The 21,283-nt window shown below is 35.7% G+C and carries 19 protein-coding genes; 11 read left to right on the plus strand and 8 right to left on the minus strand.

Translation table 11 applies throughout. The features are described from left to right. The first annotated feature begins 519 nt into the window (after positions 1 to 519). Positions 520 to 3,315, plus strand: coding sequence for a SusC/RagA family TonB-linked outer membrane protein (locus EG344_RS17215; RefSeq protein WP_123910617.1), 2,796 nt, complete (start codon positions 520 to 522; stop codon positions 3,313 to 3,315). 14 nt (positions 3,316 to 3,329) lie between these two features. Further along, positions 3,330 to 4,793, plus strand: a complete 1,464-nt coding sequence (locus EG344_RS17220; RefSeq protein WP_123910618.1) for a RagB/SusD family nutrient uptake outer membrane protein — start codon at positions 3,330 to 3,332, stop codon at positions 4,791 to 4,793. Between the two features lie 116 nt (positions 4,794 to 4,909). On the opposite strand, the gene EG344_RS17225 is transcribed toward EG344_RS17220, so the two are convergent. Then, entirely contained in the window at positions 4,910 to 5,839 is a 930-nt protein-coding gene (locus tag EG344_RS17225; protein WP_123910619.1) for an AraC family transcriptional regulator, read from the minus strand. A 180-nt stretch (positions 5,840 to 6,019) separates the two neighbouring features. Here EG344_RS17225 and EG344_RS17230 point away from each other — a divergent pair, with 180 nt between their 5' ends. Both EG344_RS17230 and EG344_RS17235 read left to right on the plus strand, forming a co-directional pair. After that, positions 6,020 to 7,549, plus strand: coding sequence for an aldehyde dehydrogenase family protein (locus tag EG344_RS17230; protein ID WP_123910620.1), 1,530 nt, complete (start codon positions 6,020 to 6,022; stop codon positions 7,547 to 7,549). Between the two features lie 321 nt (positions 7,550 to 7,870). Next, positions 7,871 to 8,254, plus strand: coding sequence for a DUF779 domain-containing protein (locus EG344_RS17235; RefSeq protein ID WP_123910621.1), 384 nt, complete (start codon positions 7,871 to 7,873; stop codon positions 8,252 to 8,254). A gap of 90 nt (positions 8,255 to 8,344) precedes the next feature. Here the strand turns inward: EG344_RS17235 and EG344_RS17240 are convergent, their stop codons facing one another. Beyond that, complete coding sequence (locus EG344_RS17240) at positions 8,345 to 9,544, minus strand: dicarboxylate/amino acid:cation symporter (RefSeq protein ID WP_123910622.1); 1,200 nt, start codon at positions 9,542 to 9,544, stop codon at positions 8,345 to 8,347. A 93-nt stretch (positions 9,545 to 9,637) separates the two neighbouring features. Between EG344_RS17240 and EG344_RS17245 the strand changes: the two genes are divergently transcribed. The 3 genes from EG344_RS17245 to EG344_RS17255 are packed head-to-tail and all read left to right on the plus strand — an operon-like array spanning position 9,638 to position 11,416. Continuing rightward, positions 9,638 to 10,549 (plus strand): DnaJ C-terminal domain-containing protein, encoded by a 912-nt coding sequence (locus EG344_RS17245; RefSeq protein ID WP_123910623.1) that lies wholly within the window; start codon positions 9,638 to 9,640, stop codon positions 10,547 to 10,549. Between the two features lie 3 nt (positions 10,550 to 10,552). Continuing rightward, positions 10,553 to 10,855, plus strand: coding sequence for a chaperone modulator CbpM (locus EG344_RS17250; RefSeq protein WP_123857205.1), 303 nt, complete (start codon positions 10,553 to 10,555; stop codon positions 10,853 to 10,855). A gap of 33 nt (positions 10,856 to 10,888) precedes the next feature. After that, positions 10,889 to 11,416 (plus strand): hypothetical protein, encoded by a 528-nt coding sequence (locus tag EG344_RS17255; RefSeq protein ID WP_123910624.1) that lies wholly within the window; start codon positions 10,889 to 10,891, stop codon positions 11,414 to 11,416. Positions 11,417 to 11,472: 56 nt separating this feature from the next. On the opposite strand, the gene EG344_RS17260 is transcribed toward EG344_RS17255, so the two are convergent. Both EG344_RS17260 and EG344_RS17265 read right to left on the minus strand, forming a co-directional pair. Next, the gene (locus tag EG344_RS17260) at positions 11,473 to 12,456 is read right to left on the minus strand and encodes a PLP-dependent cysteine synthase family protein (RefSeq protein ID WP_123857203.1); all 984 of its coding nucleotides are present in this window, start codon (positions 12,454 to 12,456) and stop codon (positions 11,473 to 11,475) included. 116 nt (positions 12,457 to 12,572) lie between these two features. Then, complete coding sequence (locus EG344_RS17265; RefSeq protein ID WP_123910625.1) at positions 12,573 to 13,802, minus strand: ABC transporter permease; 1,230 nt, start codon at positions 13,800 to 13,802, stop codon at positions 12,573 to 12,575. Between the two features lie 4 nt (positions 13,803 to 13,806). Between EG344_RS17265 and EG344_RS17270 the strand changes: the two genes are divergently transcribed. Then, positions 13,807 to 15,003 (plus strand): exo-beta-N-acetylmuramidase NamZ domain-containing protein, encoded by a 1,197-nt coding sequence (locus EG344_RS17270; RefSeq protein WP_123910626.1) that lies wholly within the window; start codon positions 13,807 to 13,809, stop codon positions 15,001 to 15,003. Between the two features lie 104 nt (positions 15,004 to 15,107). On the opposite strand, the gene EG344_RS17275 is transcribed toward EG344_RS17270, so the two are convergent. The 4 genes from EG344_RS17275 to EG344_RS17290 form a co-directional block, all read right to left on the minus strand. After that, the gene (locus EG344_RS17275) at positions 15,108 to 15,314 is read right to left on the minus strand and encodes a hypothetical protein (protein ID WP_065398796.1); all 207 of its coding nucleotides are present in this window, start codon (positions 15,312 to 15,314) and stop codon (positions 15,108 to 15,110) included. A gap of 4 nt (positions 15,315 to 15,318) precedes the next feature. Next, the gene (locus EG344_RS17280; RefSeq protein WP_123910627.1) at positions 15,319 to 15,951 is read right to left on the minus strand and encodes a DUF3575 domain-containing protein; all 633 of its coding nucleotides are present in this window, start codon (positions 15,949 to 15,951) and stop codon (positions 15,319 to 15,321) included. 8 nt (positions 15,952 to 15,959) lie between these two features. Continuing rightward, positions 15,960 to 17,135, minus strand: coding sequence for a thioredoxin family protein (locus EG344_RS17285; protein ID WP_123910628.1), 1,176 nt, complete (start codon positions 17,133 to 17,135; stop codon positions 15,960 to 15,962). Positions 17,136 to 17,321: 186 nt separating this feature from the next. Further along, entirely contained in the window at positions 17,322 to 17,684 is a 363-nt protein-coding gene (locus EG344_RS17290) for a winged helix-turn-helix transcriptional regulator (RefSeq protein ID WP_123857197.1), read from the minus strand. Positions 17,685 to 17,820: 136 nt separating this feature from the next. Here EG344_RS17290 and EG344_RS17295 point away from each other — a divergent pair, with 136 nt between their 5' ends. The 3 genes from EG344_RS17295 (at position 17,821) to EG344_RS17305 (ending at position 21,191) form a co-directional block, all read left to right on the plus strand. Next, positions 17,821 to 18,765 carry an alpha/beta hydrolase gene (locus tag EG344_RS17295; RefSeq protein WP_123910629.1) on the plus strand — a complete coding sequence of 315 codons (945 nt, stop codon included), beginning with the start codon at positions 17,821 to 17,823 and terminating at the stop codon, positions 18,763 to 18,765. 6 nt (positions 18,766 to 18,771) lie between these two features. Beyond that, the gene (locus tag EG344_RS17300; protein WP_123910630.1) at positions 18,772 to 19,338 is read left to right on the plus strand and encodes a cysteine hydrolase family protein; all 567 of its coding nucleotides are present in this window, start codon (positions 18,772 to 18,774) and stop codon (positions 19,336 to 19,338) included. Positions 19,339 to 19,607: 269 nt separating this feature from the next. Further along, positions 19,608 to 21,191, plus strand: coding sequence for a histidine kinase (locus EG344_RS17305; protein ID WP_123910631.1), 1,584 nt, complete (start codon positions 19,608 to 19,610; stop codon positions 21,189 to 21,191). Positions 21,192 to 21,283: the final 92 nt, after the last annotated feature.

Genomic DNA, 21,283 nt, shown 5'->3' on the forward strand with positions numbered 1-21,283 from the left:
TTTGTGAAAAATATAGTTTAAATGACAAAAATAAAGTCAGGAAACACTCTCAAAAGTTTGCCGTTTTAGACTAATTTTTGGATATGATATATTAACGGATTTTTAATTTTATTTTTACAGAGACTGTCTTTTTAGACGGTCTTCCTGATTTTTATCAGGTTATTTTTGGTGTTATTTCACTAAAAAGCACTCATTTTTTTACTGATTTTGACTCAAAACTCATTAGAGTTTGTTTTATTTTTTTCATTTATATAATTCTTATTTGTTTATTTTTTTCACTTTATTATCTTAATCGGTGTATATTAATTTTTATTTTGTTTTTCATTAAAATATCTTGAATGTTTAAAATACTTTGGTATTCTTTAAAATTTCAAACATAATTGAAGTTTTTTTTTATCGTTTTTTAGAGTTATATGCGGATAATCCTTTTGTAGAAGGCGGTTTTCAGGTTTTAATAAATTGATGGTGTTAATATTTATTAACATATTTGTCCCCTTGAATATATTAAAATCTGTTAATATGAATGTGAAGTTACATGTATTAAGTGCAGGAGCTTTGTTTTTTTTAGGACAAGCTGCCTATGCGCAAAAATCTAAGAATGATTCTATTCTGAAGGAGAATAAGATCGATGAGGTAATCGTTACTGGATATCAGAAGAAAAAAGCAGATGAAATTACCCAGGCTCAGGCTGTTGTTGGAGGGGATGAAATCAGACGAAATTCTCCTACAACATCTATTGGTAACTCTTTACAGGGTCGAGCTTCTGGAGTATTTGTACAAAGTACAACAGGGCAACCAGGTGCTGCCGCTACAATCCAGGTAAGAGGGGTTGCTGGTGTTGGTGGTTCTTCAGAGCCTACTTATGTTGTAAATGGAATGTACATGACTGCAAGACAGTTTAGTGCAATTAACCCTGCGGATGTAGAGTCTATTTCAATTCTTAAGGATGCTGCTGCTACAGCACAATATGGTGCAAGAGGAGCAAATGGAGTAGTTGTAGTGACTACAAAAGCTGGAAAAGTTGGAAAAACCCATTATTCATTTGAAACTAAATTTGGATTCAGTGAAAGATTGAAGGACAATAACTATACCATGATGAATTCGAGAGAGTTAATGACTTTCCAAAATCAATTGGGGTATCTAGGCTTTAAAGCAAGACCTCAGGATGAGATGGACAGGTTAGCTGCGTTCGATCATAATTGGCAAAAAGATTTGTTGAAGCCTTCAAGTATCCAATCTTACTTATTCAGTGCGCAAGGTGGGTCAAGAGAAAGTACTTTCTATTACTCATTAGGGTATGATTCTGATAACGGAATTATCAGAGATATCGATGGACTTAAAAGATATACAGGTAACTTCGGATTTACGAACAAATTAAGTGAAAAACTTAATGTAGGAATCAACCTTGGAGTTCAGTATCAGGTTACTCAGAATTTCAGAGACAGAAACAATACTCAGAACCCGTTTGGGGCCATGTATAAATATGCACCATACGAACCGATTTATAACCCAGATGGAAGTTATAATCAGACAATGAGAGCAGGGTCAAACGTTGTAGAGCAAATTCGTAATTATACATTGGAGGATCAGAGATTGAGAATTCCCGTAACCTTATTTGGAGAATACAAAATTATCGATGGCCTTAAATTTAAAACTAATTTTAACGGACTTTACGATTGGTACATGGGTACTTCATGGTTGAAAAAAGGGTCAAACCTTGATTTAACCGTAAATGGTGTTCCAACAGGTTCATTGAATAAGAACTCATTCTATGGATTTAACTATACATGGAATAACTCTATTAATTATAAAAAATCATTTGGAAGCCATAACTTTGATTTCTTAGGATTTATCGAATATAATGATAATTTCAATGAAACAATGAATGGTGGTGCTTACGGGCTGAAATCTCCTGTACTTAATGTTCCTACTATCACTACACCTTCGGATAGAAACACATTTACGGGAATTAAGACTAGAAATACTTTGTTCAGTTTAGCTGGTATGATCAATTATGATTATGCAGGTAAATATTTAGTAACAGGATCATTGAGAAGAGATGCTTCATCAAGATTCGGAGCTAACAATCAAAGTGGTGTATTTTGGTCTGCAAGTGCTGCATGGAATATTGCAAAAGAAGACTTCATGAAAGGAGGCTTTATTAATGATTTAAAACTTAGAGGATCATACGGAACAACTGGTAATGACGGAACATTGCCGGATTATTATAATGTAAACAACATCAGTTACGGCTTATATGGTGCTAATGGTGCTTTATATCCTGGAACATCTTCACAAGGTAACTACATTATTGGTAACACAGATCTTAAATGGGAGTCTAATGCTATTACCAACGTAGGAGTAGATTTCGTAATGTGGAAAAGAAGGATTCGTGGATCTGTAGAGGTGTATCAGAATAAGAGAAAAGACTTTGTACAACTTGTACCTTTAGATAAACAAGAAGGAGGACTTTATCAATATGTTAATGCAGGGGATATGTCTCAAAAAGGTCTTGAAGCTGAGCTTAGTGTAGATGTTATCAAAAAGAAAGACTTCCAATGGAATTTACATGCTAACATCTCTTTCCAGAAATCAACTCTTGACAAGTTAGCAGGTGGGCAAACCGAAAGAAACTTAGGATATACGTATCTTAAAGTAGGTGAAACTCCTTATGTATTCTATAATGTGAGATTTGCAGGTGTTGATCCTAATAATGGAAATGCTTTATATTATGATAAAGCAGGAAATGTTACCAATGTTTATAGTGCATCCAATGCAGTTCCTCTTACTGATAAATCTCCATTCCCTAAAAGCTTTGGAGGATTCGGAACTACAATTCAATATAAAGGACTTGATTTCAGTGCAGATTTCGCATTCAAGTTAGGAGGATATACTTATAACAATATGTACGCGGCGGCAGTTGATCCAACTTTGGCTGTTGCAGGAAGAAATATGGCGCAAGCTGCTTCTAATGTTTGGCAAAAACCTGGTGATACGGGAGTATTCCAAAAAGTAGACAGTAATGGTATGCGTGATTCTGATCAATGGATTGAGAAATCAGATTACTTAAGATTAAGATCCCTTACATTAGGATATACATTTGATAAAGCATTTCTTGGAGAAGAATCACCTATTAATAAACTTAGAGTATATGTACAGGGACAGAATTTATTTACTGTAACTAAATTCCACGGAGAACCAGAAGTTTCTGTAGGATCTGCTGACTCTACATCATTATTTGTACCGGGATCATTTAACCTTTACACTTATCCTGCTGTAAGAACAATCCTAATGGGACTACAATTAGAATTTTAATATTGAATAGCTTTATGAAAAAGAATATAATAAAAATAAGTTTAGCAGCGTTAACAGCCTTTGTTTCGTTAACATCTTGTGACAGAAATTTAGACCAGATATCATCCGTTAATGAAGATCAGGACCAGGCAATGACCAGAGCTGAATCATTCAGACAAGCTATGGATGGAGCGTATACAGCACTTAAAGTAGGAGGGTACTATAGTGGAGATACAGGGAGTCAACTAATTATGGGAGATCTTACTACAGATAACTTAATTCGTACGGCTTCGGGAAGAAATACAAATTTCGCAGCATCAAACTTCGAGTTTTCTTCAGATAATTCACAGACTACAGGCTTGTATAATACTGCTTATCTTGCTATCAGCAGAGCTAACTTTGTTTTGAAGTATATCAATAATGGAGTATTATCAGGTGCACAAAAAGCAAATATTGAAGCCGAAGCAAAAGCTCTTAGAGCAATTGTTCATTTTGATATTGTAAGAGCATATTCTCAAATTCCAACACAATCTGCAGGAGCAAAGAATTCAATCGGAATTTATTATTCAGAAACATATTCTCCTTTAAATAGTACGTCATCCAGAAACCTGACTGTTGAGCAAGTATATAATAAGATTATTGCTGATCTTTTATCTGCAGCTGACAATATTACACAAAATGACGCAGATAAAGGAAGATTGAGTAAAGCTGCTATATACGGATTATTATCAAGAGTTTATCTTTATAAAGGTGAGTACGATAATACAACAAAGTATGGAGAATTAGCATTAGGACTTTCACCAAGCATTACAGCGAAAGATAATTTTTTCAGTATTTGGAAACAAAACGAAGGATTGTCTAAAATTACTGATGGTGTTTTATTCCAGATATTGAATGCACCGGCTGAACAAAATACAGTGGGAGCAGCATATAATCAGGCAGTACCTAGTTTGAGATCAGAATTTGTTGTAGATTATGATTTATATACAGCATATACTGATAAGGATGTTAGAAAAACTGCTTATTTCACTACCAGTGTTTATAGTAAGCAGAAATACAATCACGTTACCAAATATGCTGGAAATGGAGGTCCATCTAATATAGTACCAATTAAATATCTTAGATCAGCTGAAGTATTATTGAATGTTGCTGAGGCATATTATAGATCAGGTAATCAAGCGACAGCTCTTACTTTACTAAATAAGTTAAGAGCTGAAAGATATACTACATTTACTCCTGGAGCGGAAGTAGGGCAGGCTCTTCTAGATGCTATCCTGAAAGAAAGAAGATTGGAGCTTGCATTTGAAAATGACAGATGGTATACCTTGAAAAGATTAGGTCTTTCTGTTCAGAGATCAGGTAAAGGAGATCTTTTTGATGGTACAGGAGCACCAGCTGTTAAACAAACTCTTGATGCTGGAAGCACTAAATGGCAATGGCCAATTCCTATTACTGCAATTCAGGCTAACCCGAATATTAAGCAGAATGCTGATTATTAAGAATTAATATTTTTAATATAAATAAGAAGAGCTCCATGAAAATGGAGCTCTTTTTTATTTGAATTAGTAAGAAAACTAAATTAAGTAAAAGGGATTATTAACTTCCTTACATAAATTTACTCTCGTACAATCATCCTATTATTCTGATAGCTCTTAGGCGTTACTCCTTCCAGTTGCTTAAAAACTCTGGTAAAATAATTAGTATCTGAAAACCCGGTCTGGTAGGCTGTTTCTTTAATGCTGTTTTGGGTAGCCAGTAATTCCTTGGCCTTACTGATTCTTTCCTGTAGAATAAAATCATTCGGGGAAGTTCCGAGCTCATCTTTGAACATTTTAAAGAAATTCGATTTACTCACATAAGCAAGTTTCGCAATACTCTCAATAGAAAGTTTCTGGTGCAGATTTCTTTTAATGTAATCCACTACAAATCCAATTCTCGATTTATTCTTTACAATATTCCTTTCCACCATGCTTCTGGCCTGTGTCTGCATAAGCCGTATCAGCAGTTCTTTCAGGGCGAAGTCGGCCATGATATCCTTTTGAGTGTTATCATCCATGGCTATTCTCATAATATTGTTGGTGGCAGATGCCAATGCCTTATTGTTAAAAAGAAAATACTCATCCAGTTGAATGTTCCATTGTGAGACCTCATCTACCTTGGGAAGATGATAGTTTAAGTAATTAAGAGAATCTTCAATAAAATCTGGATTCAAACTTAAAGAGATGCATTGTGTAGGAGTGTCATCGGCTTCAGGAAAATCAATAACCATAGTTTCACCGGGAGCAACTAAAATACTTTCTCCAGGGAAATAATCAAAGTAATTGGTTTTGTTATCCAGCTTCATATGTTTTTTACCTCTCAGCATTGCGGTAAAGGCAATGTTTTCAAAATGAAGCTTTACTCCGAAAGCAGTTTTATGCGTCTCGTAGATACTGAATTCACAGTTGTTTAGATTGAATTTTGTCTGGTTTTCAACAAGACTCAATAGCTGGTTTTCCTTGTGTAATTCAGGAGTATTTAATAAAATCTTACTATTGTTATTCATTTCTAAATTTTTTGACAAAGGCAGTAACTCAAATATAATGAATTTGATTCAACGTTGCTGTTAAGAAAATAATAAAATTGAGTTCTGTACTATTTTGCACTTTTTTTATACGATTGTGCTATAGGTTTTTCATGCATCCGTGTAATTTGGCGGTATTGAAAAATTAAAATAAATACTGATATGAGCACTCTTACAGAAACAAGATCAACGACTCTTTTAGAGCGTCCCGAGTTCAAAAGCAGATACGATAATTATATTGACGGGAAATTCACACCACCTGTTAAAGGACAATATTTTGATGTGGTGTCACCCGTTGATGGTAAGAATTTTACCCAGGTAGCCCACTCCTCAAAAGAAGACCTGGAGCTAGCGGTAGATGCAGCAGACAAAGCATTCCAGACTTGGAAGAATACATCATCCACAGAAAGAAGTATTATTCTTAATAAAATTGCAGACAGGATAGAGCAGAATTTAGAATACCTTGCCACAGTAGAAACCATAGACAACGGTAAAGCAGTACGAGAGACACTGGCTGCTGATCTTCCGCTAGCTATCGATCATTTCAGGTATTTTGCATCCGTCATTCGCGCAGAAGAAGGGTCTCACAATGAATTGGACAAGGATACTGTATCTTTGATTGTTCATGAGCCTCTGGGAGTCATTGCTCAGATTATTCCATGGAACTTCCCGATCCTTATGGCAACATGGAAGCTGGCTCCTGCATTGGCTGCTGGAAACTGTGTGGTCTTAAAGCCTGCAGAAAGCACTCCTGTTTCTATTATGATCTTAATGGAGCTGATAGGAGATCTCTTACCCGCTGGAGTTATCAATATTGTTAATGGCTTCGGTGCAGAGCTTGGAAGAGCATTGGTAACAAATCCTAAAGTTGCCAAAGCGGCTTTCACAGGATCTACAGCTACAGGACGTTTGGTAATGCAGTATGCAACAGAAAACATTATTCCTGTGACGCTTGAGTTGGGAGGAAAATCACCTAATGTATTCTTCAACTCCGTGATGGATGCTGATGATGAATTCTTAGATAAAGCTATTGAAGGTGCCGTTCTTTTTGCCCTTAATCAGGGTGAAATCTGTACATGCCCGTCAAGACTTTTGGTTCAGGAAGGAATAGCAGATGCTTTCATCGAAAGAGTAATTGAAAGAGTAAAAGCGATCAAAGTAGGTAACCCTCTGGATAAAACTGTAATGATGGGAGCTCAGGCTTCCAAAATTCAAAAAGAAAAAATCCTTTCCTATATCCAGCTGGGGGTAGATGAAGGAGCTGAAGTACTGGTAGGAGGAGATATTAATCACCTTGGGGAAGACTTGGAAGAAGGATTCTATATTCAGCCTACAATCTTCAAAGGGAACAACAAGATGAGAATTTTCCAGGAAGAGATTTTCGGTCCTGTATTGGCCTTTACTACCTTTAAGGATGAAGAAGAAGCGGTGAAAATTGCCAACGATACCATCTATGGATTAGGAGCAGGGGTGTGGACGAGAGATGCACACCAGTTGTATAATATTCCACGTCAGATTGAGGCAGGAAGAGTCTGGGTAAATCAATACCACTCATATCCGGCAGGAGCTCCTTTTGGAGGTTATAAGCAATCCGGAATTGGAAGGGAGAATCATAAAATGATGCTTGACCATTACCGTCAGACCAAAAATATGCTGATCTCCTATAACAAAAATAAGTTAGGTTTCTTTTAATATTATGTAGGACGTGCCCGATTGCCTTGGCTTTTCCCGAGGCAAACGGTCGGGCTATGCAGGGCTTCACTTCGTTTCGGTACTTCATTACATTGCGCACCGGCTCGTTCCTCGCCGCCCTTACTATCCCTCACGCAATAAGAAACATTTCTGATATCTCAGATGACTACAATAAAATGGGGAAACCCAAATTTGCTAAAATATGATGAGGCTCAATGACAGAATCACAGGCTCAATTTAAACATGATGAATGAGCAGGTCCGGCAAATTATATTTGCCGGACTTTTTATAAAGAATAACAGTAATTTTAAATAAACAATAATGGAAACGCGAATATCAAGACTTTCTGCAACAGAAAAAGCACTTGAAGTCATCCGTGAACTTGAAGAAAAATATGGTCCTTTGATGTTTTACCAGGCAGGAGGCTGCTGTGAAGGTACCCAGCCGCAATGTTTCGAAAAAGGAGGTTTTTTCCCAAGAATGAATGATGCCATGATCGGAACCATTAATGGACATGAATTCTGGATAGACCGTGATCTTTTTGAATACTGGAAATACTCCCATTTTACGTTGGATGTGACTGACGGTTTCGGACCGGGAGGTTTCTCATTAGAAACTCCTTTAGGAAAGACATTCAAAGTGCAATACAGACTTTTTACTCCGGAAGAGTATAAAAACCTGGAACCGGTACAACGCAGCGAATAAGCTCTAAAGCTTGGTGCTATATAGCATCATTTCACGTTGTTGTCATTCTGACAAAGGAAATCTCATGCATAGCCAGATGTATGTCAATTATCAATCCTTCACGAACCGGTTGACAAACATGGCGGCGACAATATCTCCCACAGAATTCAAAACAGTAGCTAAAGGATCTACCAGGGTACCGATAATCATCACTGCTGGAATAGCTTCCTGAGGCAATTTATACACTGAGATCATCAGCATTTCTCCAATATATCCACCATTAGGAATTCCACCAGCCACAATACTTACAAAAACAGTGATGCCCAAGGCTAAGAGTAAGTTGGCAGGGTCAAAGAAATCTTTTCCAATAATTAAAAAAGCTACATAAATTTTGATAATCGATGACATAGAAGATCCATTTTTATGCAGCGTTGTCCCAATTGGGATCACTAGATTGGCAATAGAATTCGGAATTCCGATCTTAGATGCAGCCTGTAAATTCGAGGGCATAGTGGCAAAACTGCTGCAGGTACTTATTGCAGTAAGAGTTGGGTAAATAGCATTAGTCCAAAAACTTTTCACTCCTTTCTGTCCGCTCGCCATAAACGCATAAATGGAAAAGAAAACAAGAAAATAAATAATTCCTGCAACATAATATAACCCTAAAGGTTTAGCATAAAATCCAAAAAGCTGTGGACCTAATGTAGCAACCTGATAGGCAAAATAAGCTCCCAACCCAATAGGTGCCAATTTCATCACCAATAAAAGAAGTTCCTTCATCACTTCATATCCTGATGCTATAAAAACTCTGAAAGGTTTTCCTGCTTCTCCCGTTTTTCTGGCTGCAAAACCTGTCATGAAAGCAAAAATAAGGAGTGCCAGCATATTTTGTCTTGAAAACAAGGCAGTGAATTCTCCCACGGTAAAGAAACTTACAATTCTATTTCCCCAATTGTCCTCATTTGCCGCTTCTGTAATCATTTCAGAACTTCCCGAAACTCCGGAAACCGGAAACAGATAGACGGCACAGATGGTAAATATAGCAGCAGTAAGAATAAAGAACAGAAAGGTAAGTGCCATGATAAGAATGATCTTCCCGAATTTAGATTGCTGTTCCAGAGATGCTATAGAATTAGATACAGCAAAGAAGACCAAAGGTACAACACTTACAAAGAGAAGATTCAGGAAAATGTCTCCCAACGGTTTAATGTATTCCACAAAACCCGGAGCAACGATTCCTATAATGCTTCCGATTGTGATCCCCAGAAGTAAAAATATGATTCCGGAGTAGTTTTTCAGTACCTCTTTCATGTAGCGGTTTTTATCAAAGATAGGTTTATTTTTAACACTTTGTTATGCAATTTTCAGACCTAAATTTCATAAATTTGAGTAAACATCGTTTCTATGGCTTATATAGATTACTATAAAATTTTAGGCGTAGATAAAAGCGCAACCCAGGATGATATTAAAAAGGCGTACCGGAAATTAGCCAGAAAGCTGCATCCGGACCTTAATCCTGATGATAAAGAATCAGAAAGAAAATTCAAAGAGCTGAATGAAGCCAATGAAGTTCTCAGCAATCCGGAAAATCGTGCAAAATACGATAAGTATGGAGAAAACTGGAAACATGGGGAAGAGTATGAAAAAGCTCAGCAACAACAAAGGCAGTACCAGCAGCAGAACTACGGTGGTGGTTATTCCGGTGCAGACTTTGGTGAAGGTGAAGACTTTTCAGACTTCTTCCAAAATATGTTTGGCGGTTCTTCAGGAGGCTTTGGTAAAAGTTCAAGAGGAAGAGCTTCGGGAAAGTTCAAAGGACAAGATGTACAGGCAGAATTAACCCTGAATTTGAGAGATGCTGCTGTAACTCATCCGCAAACTTTTGAAATCAATGGTAAAAAAGTAAGAATTACGATTCCTGCCGGAGTCTATGATGGGCAGAAAATTAAATTAAAAGGACATGGAAATCCTGGAGTGAATGGAGGTCCCAACGGTGATCTTTATATCACATTCAATATTCCTGTAGATCATGATTTTGAAAGAGTAGGTGATGATCTTAAAACAAAAGTTGCTATTGATTTGTATACCGCAGTTTTAGGCGGAGACGTAAAAGTAAATACACTGGATGGAAGTGTTAATCTTAAAGTAAAACCGGAAACCCAAAGCGGAATGACTGTAAGACTGAAAGGTAAAGGTTTTCCTGTCTATAAGAAAGATGGGGAACATGGCGATCTTTTTGTAACCTACGAAGTGAAAATGCCTGTTAACCTTACCGATAAGCAGAGAGAGCTTTTTGAACAACTTAAAAATTCCTAGGCTATGAGTGAAAGAATATCACGGGAAGAACTCGTAAGAATATACAATATAGAAATCACCTTTTTTGATGAACTTGTAGATTATGGTCTGCTGAATATACACATTGAAAATGAAGTTCATTACCTCATGTATGAAGACCTGCCGGATCTGGAAAAATTTGCCAACTGGCATTATGACCTTGAAATTAATCTTCCAGGTCTGGAAGTTATTCATAATATGTTGAAAAAACTGGATGCTTTAAAACGAAGAAACAGAGAGCTGATGAACAAACTTTCGGCTATCAGTGACCAATATGAAGATATTTAGCTTAGTTTTGTAGCTTTTTAAAGCAACAATATTATGAGTGAGGAAAAAGTGATTACTTTAAAACCTGAGAGAGCGATTTTTGAAGATATTTATTTTAGCGGAAATCAAGGGAGTCTGCTTTTTTCTCCTACCACAAAAAGTAAAACAATAACAACCATTGCTGCTGCTGTTATTTTACTGATTGCATTTCTTCTGAAAGATAATTTCAGCAAGGAAAGCCAAGGTATCTTGTACTTTTTTAGTTTTATCTTGTTGCTTTGTGCTGTTTACTTATCTGTAAGTGTTAATAAGGTCTCAAGATGGAAAAAGCAGGTTAATCACTACCTGAATATTTTGGAAAAGTGTAAGATTTACGAAATAAGAATTGAACAGAATTTTTTCACAGTCAATATTGATGGTGAAAAAGAAACCAGTGAATGGAAAGACTTTGAATTTTTTGATAGCAACCATGACTTCATTTCCCTTGAAGGAAAATACAGTTATATGTTTCCCAGAAAATCAATGAGTGAAAGAGACTATTCTTTACTCAAGACTATTTTAAAAGATAATATTCAACCATAAAAAAATCAGAGCAAAATGCTCTGATTTTTTACTTTATAATATTGTTGCCTTACTGCTTATTCCAGCCAGCCCATTTCCTTCATCCACTCGTCATTGTAGATTTTTCCTACATATCTTGAACCGTGGTCATGAAGTAAAACGACAATGACATCATCTTTAGTAAACTGATCTTTCATCTGAATCAATGAGGCAATGGCACTTCCTGCAGAATATCCACAGAAAATTCCTTCTTCCTTAGCCAGTTTCCTTGCATAGATCGCTCCGTCTTTATCCGTTACTTTCTCAAAGTGATCGATAACAGACATGTCGTAGTTTTCAGGGATGATATCTTCTCCAATTCCTTCCGTGATGTACGTATACGCGTGGTCGTAGTGTAATTCTCCGGTTTCGTGGAATTCTTTAAGGATAGAACCGTAAGTGTCAACTCCAATTATCTTAATATCCTTATTTTTTTCCTTGAAGAACGTTCCACATCCTGTAATAGTTCCTCCTGTTCCAGCTCCTGCTACAAAGTGAGTCAGTTTTCCTTCCGTCTGTTCCCAGATCTCAGGTGCTGTAGACTCATAGTGAGCAGTTCTGTTGGATAAATTGTCATATTGGTTTACATACCAACCGTTTTCTGTTTCCTTAGCCAGTCTTTTCGATACAGAATAATAAGAGCGCGGATCTGTAGGCTTCACATCCGTAGGGCAAACAATTACTTCAGCACCTACAGCACGAAGAATATCACACTTTTCTTTAGATTGTTTGGAATTGGTAACAAAGATACATTTGTACCCTTTGATGATGGCAGCCAATGCCAATCCCATTCCTGTATTTCCTGAAGTTCCCTCAATAATGGTTCCTCCAGGTTTTAATCTGCCGTCTTTCTCGGCATCTTCGATCATTTTAAGAGCCATTCTGTCCTTTACAGAGTTTCCAGGGTTGAATGTCTCAACTTTTGCTAAAACTAATGCTGGAAAATCTTCACCCAGTACATTGTTAAGTTTTACCAATGGTGTGTTTCCTATAGTTTCAAGGATATTTTTTGCGTATTTCATAAATGTTTTATATGCGGTGCAAAGATAATGCTTTTAAAATTATCTGTATGGAGATCATGAGTGATTAAAGCTCAAAACAGATGAGTAAAAGCTTAATTTTAAACCCAATAATAAGGTTAATTATACTTAATGGCTTTCACCGGAGAAATCTTACTGATCAGATAACTCGGAATAATTAAGGCAAGAGCAGATATCGCCAAAATCCCTAATGAAATAGAAATGATAGCAATAGGGTTAAGATCTACCGGTACTGTACTTACGTAGTAATTTTCCGGATTAAGCTTAATCACTCCAAAGAATTTCTGGATAAGAATTAATCCCAACCCAATAGCATTTCCATATAAAAGCCCTGGGATCATGATGATAAGGGTATAATTGATAAAAGTAGCCCTGATCTGAGCATTGCTTGCACCTAAAGTCTTAAGTAAACCGATGGAGTTGGTTCTTTCAATAATGAGGATCAGAAGGACCATAATAATATTGATAACCACTACAACCAGCATGATGATGATGATGAGCGCAATATTGGTATCAAAGATGCTTATCCAGTCAGTGATTTGTGGAAATTTTTCTGTTGCCTTTTCAGCATAGTTTTTATATCCGATCAGTTTTTCAATGTCCGGGAAATCTTTATCAATATCATTGACATTTTTCAGGAAAATATCAATTCCGCCAATTTCGTCAGGTTTCATATCCTGAATTTTTCTTGCATGATTGATTCCACCAATTACAAACTGTTCATCGATGAGCTTAATGTCTGTTCTGTAGATTCCGATAATTTTAAACTTTCGGTAAAGAGGCTTTTGATCGGCTTTTAAGAAGACGGTAACGATACTGTCATTGACTTTAAGGTGAAGATCATTGGCTATTTTTTGTGAAATAGCAACATCATTGTTGAACCCTATTTCTGTCACCTTGGGTGTAGTTCCGGCAATTAGGAATTTTTTAAACCTTAAACTGTCGAAATCCTTTCCAATTCCTTTAAATATAATTCCTGCAAAATTATGTTCATTACGCATAATTCCGGTAACCGTTACATATTTTTGGATAATTTCCACATCCGGAAGTTCTTTGATCTTGGCAATATTCAATCCCTGATTATCTAAAACCGAAGTATTATAGGAAGAGTTGGATCGGGTAGATCTTACTGTGATGTGTCCGCTGAAATCTGCCAGTCTCTCTTTAATAGCTTTTTTAGAACCGAATCCGGTGGCTACAGTAATTAGAGAAACAATAATTCCCAGTGCTACGGAAAGCCTGCCAATGAAGATGATAACCCTTGATAGGTTATTTTTGTTATCTTTGGAAAACGCTATTTTTCTAGAGAAATATAAAGGAAACTTCAAGCTTATGAATTTAGATTTCAAAATTAAAAATTTACTTCTGATTTGCCTAATTTTTTTAGGAGTATTCAACCAATATTATTCTCAAACTCAAGTTCAGCCGGATTTTAAAACCGGGGCAGATCAGCCTGAGCTTTATCTACCTCTATTGAAGGATAAAACCATTGGAGTAGTGACGAATCAGACAGGCTTAATGAGTGACAGAACTCATTTGGTAGATTTTTTAGTCAAGAATGGAGTAAAAATCAAAGCTATTTTTGCGCCTGAACATGGTTTCAGAGGAGATGCTGATGCAGGAGCAAAAGTAAAAAATGGAGTAGACGTGAAGACCGGAATTCCTATTGTTTCCCTGTATGCCAGTAATAAAAAACCAAAGCCTGAACAATTGGCAGGAATAGATCTTGTAGTTTTTGATATTCAGGATGTGGGTGTAAGATTTTATACTTACATTTCTACGTTAACTTATTTAATGGAAGCGGGTGCTGAAAATAATGTTGAAGTAATGGTCCTGGACCGTCCCAATCCACATGATGGATATACTGACGGACCTGTTTTGAGAAAAAAATGGGCTAGTTTTGTGGGAATGCACGAGGTTCCGGTTGTTTATGGGCTGACTATTGGTGAGTATGGAAAAATGGTGAATGGAGAAAAGTGGCTGAAAAATGGAGTTCAGGCAAAATATACCTTAATCCCAATGAAGAACTACCACAAAAAACAACGTTATCTGATGCTGGATAAGCCATCACCGAATTTGCCTAATGATAAAGCAATTAATTTATACCCAAGTTTGTGTTTTTTTGAAGGGACCCAGGTTTCTGTAGGAAGAGGAACGGATCAGCCTTTCCAGATCTATGGTTCACCATGGACTGAAAATCTTCCATACAAATTTACTCCAAAGCCAAGCTACGGAGCAAAAGATCCATTTTTGAACGGGAAATTATGTTATGGTGAAGACTTGTCCAATTATCCTAAGGATTTAAGAGAATTGAATCTTGAATGGGTAATCAAGGCTTATCAAAACTACAAAAATCCTCAGCTGGATTTCTTTTTGAAAAATCTTTGGTTTGATACTCTTTCCGGGACTGATGAATTCAGAAAGCAGATTATTGCTGGAAAATCAATTCCGGAAATTAAAGCTTCGTGGAAAAAAGATCTGGAAGATTTTGAAAAGATTAGAACCCGATATATGGTGTACGAAGATTAACTAAAATAGGTCGGAGGTTTGGGGCTGGAAGTTATGGAGGTCATTGAGTGATAATATGACTAAAAGTAACTTCCAGCCTCACGGTTTCTGCTTCCAACCTTTCATTAATCAAAATTTTGGGGCGGATTTTTATCATTTTTGCCCTTATTTAATATAAAGAGTCCGATTGTTAAACCTACAACCCCTGCAAAAGCAGTTAATAAGGCTCTTTGTAATTTATCTGGAAGATCATTTCCAAGGTAATTCATTAAAAAAAGGATCACAAACGTGATAACAGAAATGATAATATGATTTTTTCCGAATGGCTTCATTGTATTATTTAAATTTGTAAGAGATCATAACTCCACCTCTGTAAGGCAAAATTTCACCACTTTTATTAAGTCCTTCTACCCCAATGTCATAACGTTTTCCTGTAGTTCTGTCATACCCTTTATAAAAACTTTGTGCAGTTCCAATAGTGGCATAAAGATCAAGATTCCATCTTTCAGATAACTGAAATTGATAACCTCCTGTGACTCCTAACATAATAGAAAAACCTCTTTGATACAGATTTGAAATAATAAAAGTTTCTCCGTTGTCTGCTACAGAGACGCTATTGTCATTCCAGTAATTCCATTTCTGTGCATTATAAGCAGCAACAGAGACGTTAGCTCCAATATACCAGTGTTTGAAAGCTTCTTTGAAATAATATCTTCCTTCAGCAGAAACAGAGTAAAATTGCAATTCATGTCCTGAAAAAGACTTCCATGGTGAGATAAAGACATCTCCCTGAAGAGTATATTTGGGACTAATCTGCTTTTCTACGCCGAGATTGAGAATACCTATTGGTAAAAAAAGAGCATTACCTTTTACATACAAACTTTTCTCTTCGCTTTGATCTTGCTCCTGAGCTTTTAGTGAACCTATGCTCAGAAATGCCAAAGCTCCCATTAATACTCTGTATTTCATCAATGTGTTTATTTTATTTTATTTAATAATTCCTCCGCTAATTTGGAATCTCTTTTAGCCTGAATAGCTATATTCCTAGACATTTCAGCGTAATTTTTGGCCATTTCTTTATTTCCTGTTAAGAAATAAAGTTTAGCCAGGATATAAGTGTTTTCTGAATTTTCTCCCATCATCACCGATTTTTCAGCCCATTCGGTTGCTTTCTTTAATGAAGATGGTGTTTGGATGTTATCAACAAATACCCATGCTGCTCTTAAAAGTTCATCAGGGTTAAATGTATCCGAAGCTTTGTAATAATCCAATGCTGCTTTTTCGTATTCCGGAAAATTGGCATTTCGTTCGTAATAGGTAAGCTTGGTCTGATTGAGCTTCGTCATCGCTGTTTGTTTTCCTACCAATGGTTCAGCCATTTTCATAAAGTACTCATCATTGATTTTTTTGTTCTTATCATCAATGGACTGTTCTACAATTTTTGAAAGCTTTAATTGGGCATCAAATTCGTTGTACGTTTCTTCAGGAAGGTATTTGATGATCTCTGCTTTTCTGGAAGCAAAAGCTTTATAGTTGGAATCTTCTGTAGATTTCAGGAAAAATAGCATAAATCCTATTTCATCTTTTGAAAGAGGGTCAGCTGCTTTTTTATTTTCAAAGTATCTTTCAGAAGCCTTTTTTGCAAACCCGTAATCTGTATCGGAGTTAAGTTTCATAATATTGATTAGAAACTCTGGATCTTTTTCTCCGTTAGCAAATCTTTCTTTCAGAGATCCTTTTTTATTTCCTTGTGAATTGATATCCTGGGCCATTGCTACAAACATACTTTCTTCCATATAGCCTGTATTTCTGGAAACAAGCTCGCCTTCGCCATTTAGGAAAAGATAAGTGGGATAGGATCGTACACCAAATTTAGATGCAAGATCTCTTCCTTCTCCTTTTTCCATATCAAATCTTGCATTGATGAAATTGGTATTGAAATATTCACTCACTGATTTCTGAGGAAAAACATTTTTTTCCATCATTTTGCATGGGCCACACCAGGAAGCATAAGCATCAATAAAAACCAATTTCTTTTCTTTTTTGGCTTTTGCGATAATTTCCTTAAATGGTAGTTCCTGAAACTGTATGGTCTCCTGAGCAGAGATGACAATAGAGCAAAAAATAGATATCCCGGAGATGATCTTCTTCATTTTCAAATAAGATTTGAAGCGAAGATAAATAATTTTCAAAATATAAAGATGGGAATCGGGAAGTTGAATGATGATATTAACTAATTTTAAGACTTGGACCCTGAGATCCTGATTATGTAGGCAATTTAAAAAGTAGGATAGAGTAAGTCCATATTTTTTCTTTCATAACAAAATCATAATAAATAATTATTCCTTTTTCTTAGACTCTTTATGTTCCTTGCCCCAAACTTCCAATTGGCTTAAGACAGGAAGCAATTTTTTTCCTATTTCAGATAATTCATATTCTACTCTGAGAGGAACCTCAGCATACACTGTTTTCACTACCAGGTTTTCCTGTTCCATTTTTTTGAGCTGAAGCGTAAGCATTCTTTCGGAAATATTGGGAATTCTGTTTTTCAGTTCAAAAAATCTTAGCTTTTCTTGTTTGAGATGATAGCAGATAGAAAGGATCCATCGACCACTGATAAGATTCACTGCATAAATTTCAGAACAGCTGGATTCTAGCGTTTTTTTATTCTCGTTATTGGTGGATGTTTCTTTAATACTCATACTAACATTTTTGTTTGCTCCATACAATCTGTTGCAGACTTGTACTGTTCAGGATTGATGATTTAAATTTACAAATAAAACAGGAGATATAGTGTATATGCGCTGTTTTCATAGACTTTTATTATAGGGTAATGTTATGGATTTAAATAGAATTAATAAGGAGCTGAAAGCATGTATTGATAATGTTCCGTATTCATTGGAAATCGATGAGAATATATTTTTGAATGCTCCAGAAGTGCTCCAAAAGGAAAGAATAGAATTTGCAGAAACTCATCCTGTTCACCGACCAGATTCTATCAAGGTAAAAGATATTTTCATCCCAAGTTTGGTGGATGGCAGAGAAATACGGCTTCATATTTATCAACCTGAGCAGTATGACAGGAATAGAACATTGATTTATTTTCACGGCGGTGGTTATGTTTTCGGCTTGCCGGAACAGGTAGACAGCCAAATGTTTGAGATTGCTGATGAATTACGGGCAACAATTATATCTGTAGATTACAGATTGTCTCCTCAGCATCGGTTTCCCGTTCCTATTTTAGACGGTTTTGATGCCTTGAAATGGGTGATTGGAGAAGGAGAAAGACAGTTGGGAATAAATGTTGAACAGATTACCATAATGGGGGCAAGCGCTGGTGGGCATTTAGCTGCAGCGGTCACTCAGATGGCTGCCGATCAGAATATTAATAATATAAAACATCAGTTTTTATTGTATCCGGTCATTCATAATAAGCTGAATACTCCTTCTATGCAAGAATTTACAGATTCACCGTTATGGAGTAGAAGATATGCTGAAATAGCATGGCAGCATTTTCTGGACAAAGAAAATAGAGGAAAAAGCATAATGTATTCAGATCTTACCCTCTATCGTAACTTTTCTGTGTTACCTCAAACTACAATTGTAGCTTGTGAACTAGATCCTTTGAGAGATGAAGGTATTGAGTTTTCCCAACTTTTATATCAGGCAGGTGTTGCTACTGAATTATGGGTAGTTCCCGGAGCAGTACATGTATTTGATCTTTTTGATTGTTCTTTGACCGATGAATACAAAAAGTTTATGATGAGCAGACTTTTTAAATAAAAAAATATGAAACTACGAGATAAAAAACCAGCTTTAATTCTTATTGATATTCAAAAAGGATTTCTTGATGAAAGCTATTGGGGTGGAAACAGAAATAATAGAGAAGCAGAAAAAATAAGTGGAAAAATATTGGAAAGATGGCGTGAATTGAATTTACCGGTATTTCATATCCGGCATAGCTCAGCCCATCCTCAATCTAAATTGCATGAATCTGATCCGGGATTTGAATTTAATGATCATGCCTTGCCTCAAAATGATGAGTGTATTATCACTAAAAATGTAAACAGTGCTTTTATAGGAACTGATTTGAAAGAAAAATTAGATTTTCAGGGAATAAATACTGTAGTTATTTTAGGAATTACAACCAATCATTGTGTTTCTACCACAACAAGAATGGCTGGGAATTTCGGATATGAAACTTATGTTATTTCAGATGCTACTGCGGCTTTTGACAGAGTGGGCATACATGGAGAAAAATACGACGCAGAATTGGTTCATCTCATGGCACTTGCCAATTTGCATGAAGAATTTTCAACTGTCCTGAATGCCGAAGAATTATTAAAAAAGATGTAGGAGAAAGTTAAAAACTTGAATCTATTTAAACTGCTATATCTATGGCAGTTTTTGTTTTTTAGAAAGGAAACCATTTTATCTTAATTATTTTTTGCCAGAATTGTTTGTATTTAACATAGTTTTAATATAATTTTATTTCACTCTATGGTCCTGGGATGTTTGTTATATCTTTGCAAACGAATAAATTATCTACAAATAAGATTGTGAAATTATAGATTTTACCTTCAGGTATTACCGGATCTTTTGTAGAAATAAAGAATGCAGAAGAATTGAGTATTAGCTTTAAACACGCCTTATCCCAAAAATCTATTTACGTTGCCGCTTTATCCACCTGCCTGATTGCAGTAGTGGCTTTTGCAGTTTTAAGCCTTTTAATTGCCGAAGATAACCGTAAAAATAATGAGGATTTTGCAAAAAAAACATTTTTCAGGAAATATGAATCTGTAGAAAGTGAATTCAGGAATATTGAAGATTATCAGTATCTGCTTCGTGAATTGATTCAAAAAGACGGATTGAAAAACTATAGAGATTATTCTTTGGTTTTAAATGATTTGAATAAAAAAAGAAACCTGTTAACATACAGCTGGTATTATTATGACAATAGTAACACCGGAAAATATGAAAGTAATAACCCTCTATCCGGTCTTTTCAAAGAGAGGAATAAAACAGAAAACTCTATCACCATACAAAATAATGGTTCCGGACATTTTAAAGACCTTCTGATAAGCCGTAAAGATAGTATGTACTGGGTAAGTTATGACTCTCTTGTACTGCCAGAAAAAAATATTCTTTATTACGGTTCTACAGTAAGTTTAGATGATCTTCATCAATATTTTACCAATGTAGATAAAAGTTCGAATACGTATGCCTACGTTTTTACTAAAGAAGGAATTTGTATTACCCATCCTGAAAAGAAGTACATCGGGAAAAATGTTTTCAATTTTACAGATATTCAATCGAAGGATACTTTGTGTAGTAGTACAAAATCAGGATACACAGAAGGAGTTGCTAGTTCAGAGTATTTGGGGATGGAAGTTACACGCTTTATAAAACCTTTGAAAACAGATAACTTTGACGGGTATGCGGTGGTGAATCATGTCAATTTTATCATTGATGAAAATACAAATAAGGTGAAAGCTTATACCGTTTATATATTTCTGGCTGCCTTATTTCTTATTGTAACGGTTTTTATTTTATTCCAGCGGTCTACAAATATAGCTTACAGGGAAAAAGAAAAAATACAGTCTGAAAAAAATCTGCTGTTTATTGAGAATGAAAAAATGCACAAGGCAGAAGTGATTAACCAGCTTCAGCAGCTTAAGAATAATATCAATCCGCATTTTCTGTTCAATTCATTGAACTCTCTTTATATGCTGATAGGAATTAATAAAGACAATGCCCAGAAATTTACCATGAATCTTTCAAAAATCTATAGGTACCTGATTGTTCCGCCTAAGGAAAATATTGTAGCTGTTGCCAAAGAGATTGATTTTATTCAGAAATATATGGAACTTCTGAAAAGCAGGTTTGATGAAGAACTGAATTTTCAACTGGTTATAAAAAATCCTGAAAGTTTAAAGAAACGAATCCCGTATTTGTCACTTCAGATTGTAACGGAAAATGCTATAAAACACAATGTTGCGACCATAGATCAACCCTTGGAAATTACGATAGAAGTGGATGAGAAAGGAGTTACTGTGAGGAATACTTATCAGCCCAAAACGGAGGCTGTTCTGGGAGAGAAATTCGGAATTGATTATTTGAATCAGGTTTATGAATATTTTAAACAAAATTCGCTTCATATTTCTGTAGATGGTGAAAACTTTATATGTTTTTTGCCATTAATGAATTAAAATGAAAAAATCCACTCACTCCCGAATAATCACCTTTCACTCCCTAATACATATAATATAAGTCACTATACCTATAGCTTTGCCAACTGAAA

This window comes from Chryseobacterium sp. G0162 (assembly GCF_003815715.1).
Taxonomy (GTDB): domain Bacteria; phylum Bacteroidota; class Bacteroidia; order Flavobacteriales; family Weeksellaceae; genus Chryseobacterium.

Excerpts from the sequence above, each read along its gene's own strand:
- EG344_RS17285 (WP_123910628.1), bottom strand. The coding sequence starts at position 17,135 with ATGAAGAAGATCATCTCCGGGATATCTATTTTTTGCTCTATTGTCATC.
- EG344_RS17270 (WP_123910626.1), top strand. The coding sequence starts at position 13,807 with ATGAATTTAGATTTCAAAATTAAAAATTTACTTCTGATTTGCCTAATT.
- EG344_RS17300 (WP_123910630.1), top strand. The coding sequence starts at position 18,772 with ATGAAACTACGAGATAAAAAACCAGCTTTAATTCTTATTGATATTCAA.
- EG344_RS17230 (WP_123910620.1), top strand. The coding sequence starts at position 6,020 with ATGAGCACTCTTACAGAAACAAGATCAACGACTCTTTTAGAGCGTCCC.
- EG344_RS17280 (WP_123910627.1), bottom strand. The coding sequence starts at position 15,951 with ATGAAATACAGAGTATTAATGGGAGCTTTGGCATTTCTGAGCATAGGT.
- EG344_RS17295 (WP_123910629.1), top strand. The coding sequence starts at position 17,821 with ATGGATTTAAATAGAATTAATAAGGAGCTGAAAGCATGTATTGATAAT.
- EG344_RS17250 (WP_123857205.1), top strand. The coding sequence starts at position 10,553 with ATGAGTGAAAGAATATCACGGGAAGAACTCGTAAGAATATACAATATA.
- EG344_RS17220 (WP_123910618.1), top strand. The coding sequence starts at position 3,330 with ATGAAAAAGAATATAATAAAAATAAGTTTAGCAGCGTTAACAGCCTTT.
- EG344_RS17215 (WP_123910617.1), top strand. The coding sequence starts at position 520 with ATGAATGTGAAGTTACATGTATTAAGTGCAGGAGCTTTGTTTTTTTTA.
- EG344_RS17260 (WP_123857203.1), bottom strand. The coding sequence starts at position 12,456 with ATGAAATACGCAAAAAATATCCTTGAAACTATAGGAAACACACCATTG.
- EG344_RS17290 (WP_123857197.1), bottom strand. The coding sequence starts at position 17,684 with ATGAGTATTAAAGAAACATCCACCAATAACGAGAATAAAAAAACGCTA.
- EG344_RS17275 (WP_065398796.1), bottom strand. The coding sequence starts at position 15,314 with ATGAAGCCATTCGGAAAAAATCATATTATCATTTCTGTTATCACGTTT.
- EG344_RS17245 (WP_123910623.1), top strand. The coding sequence starts at position 9,638 with ATGGCTTATATAGATTACTATAAAATTTTAGGCGTAGATAAAAGCGCA.
- EG344_RS17235 (WP_123910621.1), top strand. The coding sequence starts at position 7,871 with ATGGAAACGCGAATATCAAGACTTTCTGCAACAGAAAAAGCACTTGAA.
- EG344_RS17255 (WP_123910624.1), top strand. The coding sequence starts at position 10,889 with ATGAGTGAGGAAAAAGTGATTACTTTAAAACCTGAGAGAGCGATTTTT.
- EG344_RS17240 (WP_123910622.1), bottom strand. The coding sequence starts at position 9,544 with ATGAAAGAGGTACTGAAAAACTACTCCGGAATCATATTTTTACTTCTG.
- EG344_RS17225 (WP_123910619.1), bottom strand. The coding sequence starts at position 5,839 with ATGAATAACAATAGTAAGATTTTATTAAATACTCCTGAATTACACAAG.